The sequence below is a fragment of the Siphonobacter sp. BAB-5385 genome (genome assembly GCF_002261125.1).
Lineage (GTDB): Bacteria > Bacteroidota > Bacteroidia > Cytophagales > Spirosomataceae > Siphonobacter.
Genome location: NZ_NMPS01000021.1, coordinates 33,420 through 47,259 on the forward strand (window position 1 = coordinate 33,420; position 13,840 = coordinate 47,259).

Sequence of the window (13,840 nt, forward strand, 5' to 3'; positions counted from 1 at the left end):
GTTTATACCGACATTTGCGGGTCAGTAACCAGCAGAGTGTAAAGACCTTACCCGCTAGGATTCTTTTTCAGGCTTTAGCCTTTTCGGAAAAGATATTTACTGAAAGCGTACATTTCGTCCCGGTACAGAAGGGTTTTAGCGGATTGCTCTGACGGATGGATCGTCAAAGATCCATCTGCAACAACCTCAGATAACGAACGAAAAATTCGTCAAGCAGACCAGCTTAAGCTTTATAAAACACCCATTTTGATAGCTCCTTCAGAGTTACTTTCTTCCCGTACATCAGAATACCCACCCGGTAAATACGCGAAGCCAGCCAGGTGGTAAACACAAAGCCAACGACCAGTAAGACCATCGATAGGCCCAATTCCCACCATTCTACCCCAAACGGTACGCGGGCCATCATGTTAATGGGTGAGGTAAAGGGAATAATGGACGCCCAGAAAGCTACTTTACTGTCGGGTTCGTTCACGACAAAGTTCATGAGCATCATACTGATGATGAGCGGAATGGTAACCGGGAAAATGAGTTGCTGCCCTTCCTGCGGACTCTCGACGGCCGAACCTACGGCCGCAAACAGCGAGCTATAGAACAAATAGCCTCCCAGGTAATAGAATAAAAACAGACTCAGAATTTTTACCCAGGGCAGGGTACCCATGGAATCCATGAGGCCCATCACTTTCGAGCCCGGCCCGGCTTCGCTCATTTGCTTGACGGCGGCTTCGACCTGCTGCTGACTAGCCTTGCTGCTGAGTTCGGTTTTCGCTTTCGCTTCCAGTTTGGATTTAAGCAGGGTAGAGGTTACGCCCGAAATCGAAACCGTGAGTACAATCCATAGTAAAAATTGCGTTAAGCCGACCAGTCCCACACCCAGGATTTTCCCGAGCATGAGTTCCGAAGGACGTACCGAAGAGACAATCACTTCCACAATCCGGTTGCTCTTTTCTTCGATGACCCCATTCATTACCTGCGATCCTGAAATGAAGACAATGAAATACAGCAGGATGGATACGACATAGCCCAAACCCATAGCTACGCCCGCATGACTGGATTTTTCTTCCCCTTCTTCCAGACTATAGGTTTCGGCGTTGACATTTACCCGGTTGTCTTCAATGACTTGGGTGTCAATACCCGCCCGCTTGAGCCGCTGGTTCCGTACTTCGTTTTGTACAATGCTTTCGATATCGTTCTCCAGACTCAGACTTACGTTCTTTTCGGAGAAAATCTGCAAGCCATTCGGATGATCAATGATGTCGCGGGGAATGAATACCAGGGCAGCTACCTTGCTGCTTTTTAAATCGGTTTTGGCTTTGGCAAGAGGCGTTTTTTTGAAAGCAAACTGGTAATCTTTTCCATTTTTAAAGCGTTGCTGAAACAGTCCTGATTCATCAATAATTTCAACAGTCTTTTGGTCGCTACCCGCAAAAAACAAGAGAGCCGGAATGGCATAAATGGCCGTAATCAGAATGGGGGTAAGTAGCGTTGTAATCCAGAAGGATTTTTTCCGAACCCGGGTCAGGTATTCTCGCTGGAGGATTAATAAAATCTTATTCATAATAACAGGATCGGTTAAGGAATTAAGGCTTGGGTTGGCGTTTCACCCACGACTTGAATAAAAATGTCATTGAACGAAGGCACATGCTCACTGAATTGCTTGAGTTCTACCTGAGCAATCAACTGGGTGAGTAAGTCGTTGACGTGTCCTCCCGGCAAGATACGAACCTGTGAGCGGTATACGCCCGGCTCCACTTCGGTAGAGGAGATTAGCTCGTAATGCTCCGATAGTGCCAGAGAACCCAGGTACTCAATCGTGTAGGTCTGATCCATGAATTGCCGCTTGATGGCTCGTTTGTCACCCTTCAGCACGACCTGCGAACGGTTGATCAGAGCAATCTGATCGCACAATTCCTCCACGGATTCCATGCGGTGCGTGGAGAAGATGATGGTCGCCCCCTTCGCTTTCAATTCCAGAATCTCATCTTTGAGCAAATTGGCGTTGATCGGATCGAAACCCGAAAAAGGTTCATCGAGAATGATCAGTTTAGGATCGTGAACGATGGTGGCAATGAACTGACATTTCTGAGCCATGCCTTTCGAGAGGTCTTCCACCTTTTTGTCCCACCAGTCGCGAATGTCGAACTTGATGAACCATTGCTTGAGTCGTTCCGTGGCTTCGCGTTGCGAAAGACCTTTCAGGCGGGCCAGGTAAATCAACTGATCACCCACCTTCATTTTCTTGTACAGGCCGCGTTCCTCCGGCAGGTAACCAATGTCGGCAATGTGTTTGGGTTGCAGGGATTCACCATGCAGCAGAATTTCCCCTTCATCGGGAGCCGTGATCTGATTGATGATACGGATGAGTGACGTTTTTCCGGCCCCGTTTGGACCCAGTAAACCAAAAATGCAGCCTTGTGGAATGGAAAGCGATACATCGTTAAGAGCCGTGTGGTTCGCGTAACGTTTTACCACATGACGGGCTTCGAGTAAGGGTTGACTCATTCGGATCGTAAGTTGATGGACAAGCGGAGAAATGAATGTAAGATATACAATTCCCAAGGGAACGTTGTGGATGGTCAAAGGATACTTACAAAACTGCACGATTGCAAAAGGTTCGCTGCGAGAAACTACACAAACGGCATAAAACACAAATCAGCCCCTGAATCCACGTGAGCAGGGGCTGATTTCGTACGCACACAGGCAAGTAATTAATAATAGCGTTCGCGAATCTGAAAGAGAATCCAGAGTTCAACGGCTGCGAAAACGAGGGCAAAAATGAGTCCGCCCGTACCCCAGGGCATATTAAGTAAGGCTGACAGAACATTAAAAATAACGGCAACCAGTACAGAGAAGTACAGATAATTCCAGCCTTTGCGGCGATTTATACGCAGTGGACTAAATGCCAAGAGCATCAGGATCGACTCGATGATGTTTCCAATCACATCGAGGTATACGGATGAGGTCATCCCATAAGAACGGGCAAACGAGTTCTGATAAGCGGGAATGACCGAAGCCAGCCCCAGTATCCCATTGATCAGGGCCAGCCAGGGCATGATCTGTACGAAAATTTCCTTAACGTTGAAGGGAATGGTCGGTAAGGTTCGCAAAAAGAAACCTTCCAGCTGTGCTTCCAATGGTAATTTTTCAGGCATACAACAGTGAATAAGGTCAGTGAAGAAAGTGGACTGAAATCATGTCTCAATTCTACGAGAAAGCGGGTAACTTTCAAACGAATTGGTCTAAAAAGGGCTTCCGTTTGACGAGTTTTTTGTACTTTTTGCGAAAAATACCCGTTTACTCTGATAAATTCTGGCTGTCGGACCCGCTATCTTTACCCAGTGGGCGAAGACTCCATCGTTGTTTTACCTGAATTTTCTTTATGAAACTTTCCATTACCTGGCGAATTTTTATCGGTTTAGTGTTAGGCGTTCTCGTGGGTTACATTGTACATATGTCCTACGATTCGGGCAGCCCGGCCGATCAGGAAACCCTGGCTACCTGGAGCAAAAACCTGCAAATCATCAGCAAGGTTTTTCTGCGGATGATTAAGATGATTATTGGACCGCTGGTCTTCTCCATGCTGGTGGTAGGGATTGCCAAACTGGGCGATTTTAAAATGGTAGGCCGGATTGGCGGCAAAACGCTGGGTTACTTCCTCTTTGCTACGGTGCTTTCGCTGTTGACGGGTCTGGCCGTAGTGAATATACTAAAACCCGGAAAAGTTATGCAGTTGCCCTTGCCGGCAACGGGCACCGATACGGGTATTGAAGCGAAGAAATTTTCGCTGGAATCGTTCATGTACCACATTTTCCCGCAGAGTATCATCGAGTCAATGGCGGGCAATGAAATTCTGCAGATTGTAGTCTTTTCCATTTTCTTCGGTATTGCCACTGCTGCCATTGGTGACGCGGGTAAGGTCGTGGTGAAAGGTCTGGATGCCGTGTCGCACGTGATGTTCAAGATTGTTTCCTACGTTATGAATTTCGCACCATTTGGCGTTTTTGGGGCCATCGCTGCGGTAGTAGCCACCGAGGGTCTGGGCATCTTTGCCGGATACGCGTATCTGATTTTTAGTTTCTTCCTGGGACTGGCCTTCTTCGTATTCGTCGTGCTCTGGATCATCTGTCTGGTGAATAAAATTCCGTATTTTAAGCTTTTAGGTCTGATCAAAGATCCAGCTCTGCTGACGTTCAGTACAGCAAGTTCCGAGGCTTCCATGCCGCAAACCATTGAGGCGTTGAAGAAATACGGTTGTTCAGAAAAGATCATCAGCTTCGTACTGCCGCTGGGCTATTCTTTCAATCTCGACGGTTCGATGATGTATATGACTTTTGCCACGGCCTTTATTGCTCAGGCGTACGGCAAGGATCTGTCTACGGTTCAGCAGATCACTATGCTGGCTACGTTAATGCTGAGTAGCAAAGGAATTGCGGGTGTACCCCGTGCTTCGCTGGTAATCATCGCCGGAACCATGACGATGTTTGATTTGCCCATCGAGGGTTTGGCCTTACTACTGGGCATCGATCAGATTCTGGATATGGGGCGTTCTGCTACCTCCGTGATTGGCAATGCCGTAGCTACGGCTGTCGTATCCAAATGGGAGGGAGAGCTGGATTTGCGGAAATTACATTCTTCTGAAGAATTGCCCGTTTAGCCCCAGGCTATGCAAAAAAAAGGAGCCTCATGAGGCTCCTTTTTCGTTTATAGGCACGGTGTCATTATTGACCAATGGCATCACTGCCGCCCAAAGCTCCTTTTCGCATGTCCAGTTTTTGAATCAAATCGGCGGAGAGGGGTTCTGAGTAAGGACCATAAGCCATCACCAGTACACCTTTTTTGCCATCTTTCGATTCAATCGCGTATACCGCTGACATATCACCTGGATCGGTAATGCCTTCAAAACGATACGCTTCTACGACTTCAAAATCTTCGGGGTGTAGAACCATCCCTAATGACGCATAATTCAGGGCTCCATTTTCAATACTGAAGCTTTCCGTGAAACCCTTGGCTGCTAACGCGTTGATAGCCTCGGTTTCGGTGGTGTATTCATCCATGGTACTGATAGTTTAAAGGGTTAAAGATCGTCTTTTGACTCAAGTGTTGAGGGTTGGCAAATGTATTTTCTGAGACAGACTATCTAAAAAATTAGGCCACCTTGCTGGGAAAGCCCGGTCAGGAGCCTGTATGTTTGTCCTAAAATCATTGGTTAGTCATGTGGGAAGAAAAAGAAAATCAGCTGCAGCGAAGCTTTGAATTCAACGATTTTTCCGAAGCTTTTGCCTTTATGACCCGGGTTGCATTTATTGCCGAAAAGCATAATCATCATCCCGACTGGTCTAACGCCTACAACCAGGTGACCATCGCACTGACTTCGCACGACGCAGGGCATGTGGTGACAGAGAAAGACCGCCAGATGGCCAAAGAAATTGATCAATTGTTGTAAGCGTTGCTAGTCATGTTCGTTGTCCAAGGAGTGAAACCGTCCTGAAAGGCAGGAGGGTTCAATTCACTACATCCTCACGGATTGGGCAATACCCTCTAGAGGTGCAGAGTGAGAGCGAACGAGCAGACTGAAAACAGTACATTGAAAACGGAAAATTTTCCCATGAAACTTTACCTGGTTCCTACGCCGATTGGCAACTTGGATGATATTACGCTGCGGTCGATGAAAGTACTGCAAAGTGTGGACGCCATTCTGGCGGAAGATACCCGCACGACCGGGCAGTTGCTCAAACACCTGGGCATCCAAAAGCCGTTGATGGCCCACCATTCCCACAATGAACACGCGTCGGCGGGGGGCGTAGTGAAGATGATTCAATCGGGAAAAACGCTGGCTCTGGTTTCGGACGCGGGTACGCCCGGCATTTCCGATCCCGGCTTTTTACTGGTGCGTGAATGCCTCAAAATGGTCTTGACGTGGAATGCCTGCCCGGAGCAACGGCATTTGTACCGGCTCTGGTCAACTCCGGTTTGCCTACGGACCGATTTACGTTCGAAGGCTTCCTGCCCCAGAAAAAAGGCCGTCAGACGCGAATTAAAAGTTTGGTGGAAGAGGAGCGGACGATGGTTTTCTACGAGTCACCGCACCGGATTGTCAAAACGCTTGAACAACTGGCCGAAGCATTCGGACCCGAGCGACCGGCTTCGATTTCCCGGGAACTGACCAAAGTATTTGAAGAAACCGTACGCGGTACCCTGACCGAACTCATCCAGCATTACACCCAACACGCCGACCGCGTGAAAGGCGAGTTTGTACTGATTGTGGCCGGACTGGAAAAATAAGTTCTTTTATACGTTTGCCCCAAATCCTGCACCATGGTTTTGCGTCGTCTGCTTCTTCTTTGTTTACTCAGTTTTTCATTTCTTGCCAGGGCTCAGGTACTGAGTCCACAGGCGAAGGTAAGTTTGCTAACGGTGGGTCCGGGTACCGACATCTATACCTTTTTCGGACACACGGCCATCTGGATTTATGACCCGGTACTGGGCCTGGATCAGGTCTATAACTACGGAACCTTCGATTTCCGGGCGTCTGGGTTTTACTGGAACTTCCTGCGGGGAAATCTGCCGTACCAACTGTCGTCCGGGCCGCTGGATTATCCCGACCCGCGATACAGCCAGCTGGAGTACTGGAAATCGGAAAACCGGGGCGTCGTAGAACAGGTACTGAACTTTACCCCTGAGCAGAAACAGCGGTTGTTTGAACTGATGGAGTTCAACGCTTTGCCCCAGAATAAAACCTACCAGTACCGACCGTATTACGACAACTGCTCGACGCGGCCCCGGGATAAGGTATACGAAGCCGCTCAGGGCAGCATCCGCTACGATTCGACGGATGCCTTTTTAGTCGGCCGATCGTACCGGGACTGGATGAATGATTACCTGACCGACAGCCCCTGGTCCCGCGTAGGACTGAACCTGGCGTTGGGTTATCCCATCGATCGCATTACGACGATGCAACAGGCCGCGTACATTCCCAATAACTTGTTGCGACTTTTCGACCGGGCCCAGATCGTACGTCCCGATGGCAGAAAAGAAAAACTGGTCCTGCGAACCAATACGCTGTTCAAAGCCGAACCCCAACCAACCAGTCTCCTCTGGATTGCGGCGTTCTGGCTGGTCATGGCCTCGCCCTTGCTGATTTTGATCTTACGCCGGAAACAAATCAAAGCCGGGGGGACGTTCGACCGTAGCCTTCTCTTCATTACGGGACTTTTCGGTATTATCCATACACTGCTCTGGTTCGGTACCCAACATGGCATTACCGACTGGAACTACAGCATGTTCATTACGAATCCGTTCAATATTCCCGCTCTGTTATTACTGTCGCGGAAACCTCGCTGGCTGATGTACTATTTCATCGCGGCCATGGTCTTTCTGGTGGCGGGTGTGATGCTGGAGATTCTATTCTGGAAAGGAACCTACGGAATGATTTTCCTGACCGTTACGCTATTTGTGCGTTACCGACATTTGGCTCTGTACGTGAAAAAGGGCCAAAGCGTATAGCTTTTTACTATAATCAAAAATCCCGTCAGCTACGAACTGACGGGATTTTTTGTGGAGATAAAGGTCGATTTAATTCTCCCGAATATCCATCAGAATTCGCCAGTCCTTGGGCAGGTAATTATTTAGCCGATTAGGCAATACCTTCACCCAGCCCAAGCCGTGCCCCTGGTATGAAACCAGATGCCAGCCTTTCTGAGACGTTTCATACGCAAAATCTTCGCGTTTTAGAAAGCGTAAAGCATCCTCCCGTGATACCTCAAGTCGTGGAACGTCGGAGGAAAGCACAGTACTTAAAGCCAGTTCGTGATCCGGGATCAGGTCTGGTCCGGCTAGCTTCCCTAAACGTATGCCCGCCTTCCGTAAGTACAGATTCTGACTGATTACCTCGAACTCCGGACGATGTTCGGGGTTGATCAGAAAGTAATCACCGTTTTTCTCGATCCATGCGTACGAAGCCAAATCGTCCACCCAGGGCGTAAAGGCAGCCGTTTCAGTCCGGCGGTTTTTATTCTTTCCACCCGAAGTAGTCCGAAAGGCGTAATCTTCCTGATCTTCCGTTTTCTGAAAGGCCGCGATGAAGAAACCTTCGCCCTCCACCCGGTCAGGCCAGAAGCGATAGCCGTAATTATCCTGTTCGGTACGTACTTCGACAATCCCCTCGTACGAACCCGCAAAAGGAATGGAAGTACAGGCAAACGATGAGCTCAGCCAGTCGAGTACCTGCTCATTTTCTTCGCTGGAGTAGGAGCAGGTGGAATAAATCAGTACCCCACCTTCGCGTAGCGTGGGCCATACGTCGGCCAGAATACGTTGCTGACGCTGCGAACACAGGGCCACGTTTTCTTCCGACCACTCGGTAATAGCCGCCGCATCTTTGCGAAACAGGCCCGAACCCGAACAGGGGGCATCTACCACGACAATATCAAAGAAGCCCGGCAGACGCTGGAAGTCACGGGGATCGTTATTGGTGACAAAGGAATGAATGCGACCCCATTTGGTCAGATTATCGGCCAGTACGCCCGAACGGGGCCGGATGACTTCATTCGATATCAGCAGTGAGTCGTCGCTGAGCAGACTGGAAAGGAGTGTACTCTTGCCGCCCGGAGCCGCACACAGGTCGAGTACCCGCAGCGGTTCTTCTTCCATGACTTGCCGGAAAAAGGCTTCCAGAAACATCGAGCTGGCTTCCTGAACGTAGTAGGTACCGGCGTGAAACAGGGGATCGAGGGTAAAGACGGGCCGTTCGGGCAAGTAAAAGCCCAGGTCAGTCCAGGGTACGGACGTGGCCCCAGCGGGAGGGCTTATTTTTTTTACCGGATTAATACGAATCGAGACCGGAGCCGGCTTTTCGTGAGCCTCCAGGAATTTTTTTTATTAAAACCGCTTTCTTCTTCTAAGGAAGAAAGCAGGGAATCAGGAAGTTGCATAAGCGAAAAGGGAGAATTTTACCCTAAAATTTAACAAATCTACGATTCAATCTTTTTGTCATTCCCAGACGAATTGGCTATTTTCGATAGAATACGAAAAAAAGCAGTTTCTTCGTTTTGAATCTTTCAAAGAAAAATTGCTTTATTTTGCCTCAACGATTGTCTTAATCCGTGAAATGAACTATTCAATTAAACAAGAAGACGGCTATCAGTTTATCGACGAAGGGCAAGGCGAGATTGTCATGATGCTTCATGGCCTGTTCGGAGCCTTGTCCAACTGGGATGCGGTCATTAATACATTCAGAGATCAGTATCGGGTGATTATTCCGCTGATGCCTGTTTATGAAATGCCCCCGCGGGAAGCCGGTGTGGAAGGATTAACGGCCTTTGTCGAAAAATTCGTACAGGATCGTAAGCTTACCGACCTTACGCTGGTAGGGAACTCTCTGGGTGGCCATATTGCTTTGTTGTATACCATCAAAAATCCCGAGAATGTGAAGCGGCTGGTGCTGACGGGTAGCTCTGGATTGTTTGAAAATGCAATGGGTGGTAGTTATCCCAAACGCGGTAGTTACGAGTACATCCGCGAGCGGGTTTCCTATACCTTCTACGATCCGAACGTGGCTACACCCGAACTGATCGAGGAGTGTTTTGAGATTACGAACAGCATTCCCAAATGTATGAGTATCGTACAGATTGCCAAGTCGGCTCAACGCAACAACGTGGGCAAAGATTTGTCGCAGATTCAGGTACCGACGTTGCTCATCTGGGGATTAAATGATACCATTACGCCTCCAACGGTAGCTCACGAATTTGATCGTCTGATTCCAAATACGGAGTTGTACTTTATCGATAAATGCTGTCATGCTCCGATGATGGAGCACCCGGAAGAATTCAACCAGATTCTGGCCGGATTTTTGAAACGTACCAAGGAACTGGTACTCGTAGAAAACTAATTACTGCTCTCTTCCATCTGTCGACGTATCTAAACGAGTAACGTATTGAGTAAACCGGACCATCGCATTCACTAGTCAATAACCCATGGCCTTATGCTTGCTGAAGAACTGATTGACCCCTTATTGCCGACATTACGGCCAACGGACACCGTGGGAAAAGCCTTGGATTGGATGCAGGAATTCCGTATACCCCAGCTGGCCTTAGCCGAAGGGGAAACGTACGTTGGCATTCTTTCGGAAGAGCGTTTAATGAACGCTGACGAAGAAGATTCACTGGCTGAATTAGAACCCGAATACGCAACGGTAACCGTACAACCTTATCAACACTTGTACGACTTGCTACGTACTGCCCAATTGTATCAGCTGGAAGTGTTACCCGTGGTAGACGAAGAACAGCAATTTGCCGGTAGTATTTCGGTGAATGAGTTGCTACGGCGGTTTGCAAGCGAACTAGGTACGCAGGAAGAGGGAGCGGTACTGGTGTTGCAAGTGGAAGATCGGGACTACTCCATGAGTGAAGTGAGTCGGCTGATTGAATCGAATGATGTGAAAATAGTGAGTAGTTATTTCCACAGTGGGGATTATGAGACGGATCGTCCGGGTAAATTGACGCTAAAGCTGAATCGCCGCGATATCAAAGCGGTCATTGCTACCTTTGAACGGTATAATTACGTCATTGATTCAGTTTTTACGACGGAAGCACTCGATACGACGGACCGCGATCGACTGGATCTTTTGTTACGCTATTTGAACATTTAGATAAAAACGAAATTAAAAAAGAGCCTCCTTTCATCGAAGGAGGCTCTTTTGCGTTCAGGCGGCTTATTTTTTTACGAAGCTTATCAACCGAGATCAATTCAAGACCTCGATAGCCCCAAACGTCATGAAAAAGCAATCCCCCGCCCTGAGTCCGCTCCCGCTATCGCACGAGCAAACGCCATTTGAAAAATTTTCATCCTGGGTAACGAAAGCCACGGGTAGCGTATGGGCTTTTCTAATTGCTCTGGGTGTTGTCCTTGTTTGGGCCATTAGCGGGCCATTTTTTCATTACTCCGAAACCTGGCAACTGGTCATTAATACCTCTACCACGATTGTCACGTTTCTGATGGTGTTCGTCATCCAGAAAGCACAAAATAAAGATTCAGTATCGATCCAATTGAAACTGAATGAACTCATTGCCGCGACCAAGGGAGCGAGTAACCGACTGGTAGGAGTAGAAAGTCTGAATCAGGATGAACTCGACGTGTTGTGCAAGCACTACGAAACACTGGCCGATCTGACGCGAAAAGCCAGTGACTTACGCAAATCACATTCCATCGAAGAAGCGTATAAAGATACCCGGGACAAACTGCAGGAGGAAGAAGGCTCCAATCTGGATGCTCTCTGATACCCAAGTCAAAAAATATAACCTTTGTCTGAAAACGAAACGCGGCGACTGGTCATAACCAGCCGCCGCGTTTGGTAGAAGAAGGTGTTACCAGCGAACTTGGCCAGTGCCTTCGATCATCCATTTTTCGGTAACCAGCTTTTCCAGAGCAAAGGGGCCGCGAGCGTGCAGCTTCTGCGTACTGATGCCAATTTCAGCACCCAGGCCAAATTCACCCCCATCAGTAAAGCGGGTAGAGGCGTTGGCGTATACGGCGGCAGCATCTACCTCTTCCAGAAAACGGCGGCAGACGTCCGGGTTTTCCGAAACAATGGCCTCCGAGTGACGCGACGAGTACGTGCGAATGTGCTCCAGAGCTTCGTCCAGTCCCGTTACTACCTTGATAGTAATTTTATAATCGAGCCATTCTTTACCAAAATCTTCGTCCTGAGCGTGGTATAGTTGCGGATAGCCCGTTTTTTCCAGCACGTAATACGCAGCCGGGTCGGCGTAGATCTCGACATTCCATTTTTCGAAATCCTGACAAAGCATCGGTAAGAAGGCCGAAGCAATACCCTGATCGACGAGTAAACCATCGAGCGAGTTACAAACCGAAGGACGGGATACGCGGGCGTTTACGACAATATCGCGGGCCTTTTCCAGATCGGCTTCCTCCTGCACATAGGTATGAACAACACCCGCTCCGGTTTCAATAGTGGGTACCAGCGAATGCTGACGTACAAACTGAATGAGTTGCTCCGAACCCCGCGGAATGATGATGTCCACGTAACGGGTGGCCGTCAGGAGTTCTTTCATCAGCTCGCGATCGGTGGGTAACAGCGTAATGATTTCAACTGGAACGTTGTGCTCCTCTAATACCTGATGCACCAGCCCTACCAAATACTGGTTCGTATGCCAGGCATCGCTGCCCCCGCGAAGAACTACGGCATTCCCCGAACGAAGGCAAAGGGCGGTTACATCGATCGTAACGTTGGGGCGTGATTCGTAAATAACACCTACTACGCCCATCGGTACCGCGATTTTCTTTAGGTGCAGGCCGTTAGGTAAGGTACGTTCCAGTAAAATCTGATTCGTCGGATCGGTTAGTTGGGCTACATCCAGCACGCTTTGAGCCAGATTTTCGATTCTTTTTTCCGTCAGCAGCAACCGATCCCATTTCGGGTCGCTTTGTGGCATGCGTTCCAGGTCCTTTTGATTCTCGGCTTGAATTGCGGCCGTATGGGCAAGCAAAACCTCCGCCAGTCGATGGAGCAGAGCGGCTTTCTGAGCGTCCGTCAGTCGACGCAGGGCCGGAGCCGCCGCGTGCGTAGCCGCCAGTTGTGGAACGATGGAAAGAATTTCGGAATCCGAAGCAGACATATCGCAAAAAAGGAGTTAAGGCGTAGGAATCAGCAAACGGATTCCTTACAGTAAAACAATATCGTCAGCGTGAGCGACTTCAAAATTCTGGGTTTTTAGGTTTTCTGCCACAACCCGCGAAGATTCCCGGGCTTTAGCTACGGCGATTACCTGAGCTGCTTCATCCCGGATTTCAATGACCTCGCCGCGATCAAACTCTCCCGTAACCTCCTGAATACCCACGGCCAGTAAACTCCGCCGATCGCGTAGGGCCTTTACGGCTCCGGCATCAATGCGTAGCTGCCCGGCGATGAGGCTACCCGTGCCTAACCATTTATGGCGGGCTTTCAGGGATACCTTTTCGGGGGTGAAAACGGTACCCGTTTCTTCTTTCAGAGCGTTGAGAATACCTTCTGGTGTATGAATCCCAAAAATGACCACCCGGATGCCCATGCGTACGGCCCGTTTGGCGAAGCTGAGTTTGGAAACCATACCACCCAGCCCAACGGCCGTTTTGGAGGTATCGGCCAGGCCCAGTATGCTTTCATCAATATGTTCGACGCGGGGAACGATGGCTCCGTCGTGATCGAGTAAACCGCCTACGGAGGTACTGAACAGCAGCGTATCGGCTCCGAGTCCGGCGGCGAGTAATGTCGCCAGTTCGTCGTTATCCGAGAACTTTAACTCCAGGTCCGATACTACGTCGTTTTCGTTGGCAACCGGAATGACGCCGTTTTCCCAAAGGGTCTCGTAGGTTTGCTTGAGTTGCAGAAACTGCGAGCGGTTGGCAAAGTGGCTTCGCTCGCACAGACTTTGGGCGACCGGAATCCCGAAGGCACCAAAATATTTCGTGTACAAACCCAACAGGAGGGGATTGCCAATGGCGGCTGCCGCTTTACGTTGCGAGAGTTCACCCCGATAATTCTGCAGATAGGCTTTACCGGCACCCACAGCTCCCGAAGAAACCAGTACCATCCGATACTGATCGTGAAGCTGAGCGGCCTGACGGGCAATTTCCAGAATCGTGGCCTCATTGATCTCACCGTTTACTTTGGTGAGACTGGCCGTACCAAATTTAATGACTAAGATAGGCTTCATACTGACGGCAAAGGTAGGGATTTGGTACTCAATCTGGTTACTATGTCTATTTTGTAGGTTTTTCAATTTTAAGGTTTTAAAAATGTCTTTTTACTGGTTAATTTTTTTAAAATGATTAAAAATAGGTTTTCAAA

Annotated in this window: 13 protein-coding genes and 1 pseudogene; 7 read left to right on the forward strand and 7 right to left on the reverse strand. The window is 49.0% G+C overall.

Annotated features, from left to right (window positions below; genetic code table 11):
• Positions 1 to 223: 223 nt before the first annotated feature.
• The 3 genes from BWI93_RS01600 to BWI93_RS01610 form a co-directional block, all read right to left on the reverse strand.
• Positions 224 to 1,555 (reverse strand): ABC transporter permease, encoded by a 1,332-nt coding sequence (locus tag BWI93_RS01600; RefSeq protein WP_094808419.1) that lies wholly within the window; start codon positions 1,553 to 1,555, stop codon positions 224 to 226.
• A gap of 14 nt (positions 1,556 to 1,569) precedes the next feature.
• Positions 1,570 to 2,499 (reverse strand): ABC transporter ATP-binding protein, encoded by a 930-nt coding sequence (locus BWI93_RS01605; protein WP_094808420.1) that lies wholly within the window; start codon positions 2,497 to 2,499, stop codon positions 1,570 to 1,572.
• A gap of 206 nt (positions 2,500 to 2,705) precedes the next feature.
• Positions 2,706 to 3,149, reverse strand: coding sequence for a hypothetical protein (locus tag BWI93_RS01610; RefSeq protein ID WP_141217314.1), 444 nt, complete (start codon positions 3,147 to 3,149; stop codon positions 2,706 to 2,708).
• 227 nt (positions 3,150 to 3,376) lie between these two features.
• On the opposite strand from BWI93_RS01610, the gene BWI93_RS01615 reads away from it, so the two are divergent.
• Positions 3,377 to 4,651, forward strand: a complete 1,275-nt coding sequence (locus BWI93_RS01615) for a dicarboxylate/amino acid:cation symporter (RefSeq protein WP_094808422.1) — start codon at positions 3,377 to 3,379, stop codon at positions 4,649 to 4,651.
• A gap of 64 nt (positions 4,652 to 4,715) precedes the next feature.
• Here the strand turns inward: BWI93_RS01615 and BWI93_RS01620 are convergent, their stop codons facing one another.
• Positions 4,716 to 5,051: a hypothetical protein gene (locus BWI93_RS01620; protein WP_094808423.1), complete on the reverse strand. Its 336-nt coding sequence runs from the start codon at positions 5,049 to 5,051 to the stop codon at positions 4,716 to 4,718.
• Positions 5,052 to 5,209: 158 nt separating this feature from the next.
• Between BWI93_RS01620 and BWI93_RS01625 the strand changes: the two genes are divergently transcribed.
• From BWI93_RS01625 to BWI93_RS01635, 3 genes and pseudogenes are all read left to right on the forward strand, one after another.
• On the forward strand, positions 5,210 to 5,440 hold the full coding sequence (locus BWI93_RS01625; RefSeq protein WP_094808424.1) for a 4a-hydroxytetrahydrobiopterin dehydratase: 231 nt from the start codon (positions 5,210 to 5,212) through the stop codon (positions 5,438 to 5,440).
• A gap of 162 nt (positions 5,441 to 5,602) precedes the next feature.
• Positions 5,603 to 6,279 (forward strand): annotated as a pseudogene (gene rsmI / locus BWI93_RS01630) (16S rRNA (cytidine(1402)-2'-O)-methyltransferase).
• 39 nt (positions 6,280 to 6,318) lie between these two features.
• On the forward strand, positions 6,319 to 7,500 hold the full coding sequence (locus BWI93_RS01635) for a DUF4105 domain-containing protein (RefSeq protein WP_176454097.1): 1,182 nt from the start codon (positions 6,319 to 6,321) through the stop codon (positions 7,498 to 7,500).
• Positions 7,501 to 7,569: 69 nt separating this feature from the next.
• Here the strand turns inward: BWI93_RS01635 and BWI93_RS01640 are convergent, their stop codons facing one another.
• Positions 7,570 to 8,862, reverse strand: a complete 1,293-nt coding sequence (locus BWI93_RS01640) for a hypothetical protein (RefSeq protein ID WP_094808426.1) — start codon at positions 8,860 to 8,862, stop codon at positions 7,570 to 7,572.
• A gap of 241 nt (positions 8,863 to 9,103) precedes the next feature.
• On the opposite strand from BWI93_RS01640, the gene BWI93_RS01645 reads away from it, so the two are divergent.
• From BWI93_RS01645 to BWI93_RS01655, 3 genes are all read left to right on the forward strand, one after another.
• On the forward strand, positions 9,104 to 9,883 hold the full coding sequence (locus BWI93_RS01645; protein ID WP_094808427.1) for an alpha/beta fold hydrolase: 780 nt from the start codon (positions 9,104 to 9,106) through the stop codon (positions 9,881 to 9,883).
• Between the two features lie 93 nt (positions 9,884 to 9,976).
• Positions 9,977 to 10,642 (forward strand): CBS domain-containing protein, encoded by a 666-nt coding sequence (locus tag BWI93_RS01650; RefSeq protein WP_094808428.1) that lies wholly within the window; start codon positions 9,977 to 9,979, stop codon positions 10,640 to 10,642.
• 124 nt (positions 10,643 to 10,766) lie between these two features.
• A complete protein-coding gene (locus BWI93_RS01655; protein ID WP_094808429.1) occupies positions 10,767 to 11,270 on the forward strand; it encodes a low affinity iron permease family protein in 504 nt (167 codons plus the stop codon).
• 87 nt (positions 11,271 to 11,357) lie between these two features.
• Here BWI93_RS01655 and BWI93_RS01660 read toward each other — a convergent pair whose 3' ends face one another.
• Positions 11,358 to 12,629, reverse strand: coding sequence for a glutamate-5-semialdehyde dehydrogenase (locus BWI93_RS01660; protein ID WP_094808430.1), 1,272 nt, complete (start codon positions 12,627 to 12,629; stop codon positions 11,358 to 11,360).
• Positions 12,630 to 12,674: 45 nt separating this feature from the next.
• Complete coding sequence (proB, locus tag BWI93_RS01665) at positions 12,675 to 13,706, reverse strand: glutamate 5-kinase (protein ID WP_094808447.1); 1,032 nt, start codon at positions 13,704 to 13,706, stop codon at positions 12,675 to 12,677.
• Positions 13,707 to 13,840: the final 134 nt, after the last annotated feature.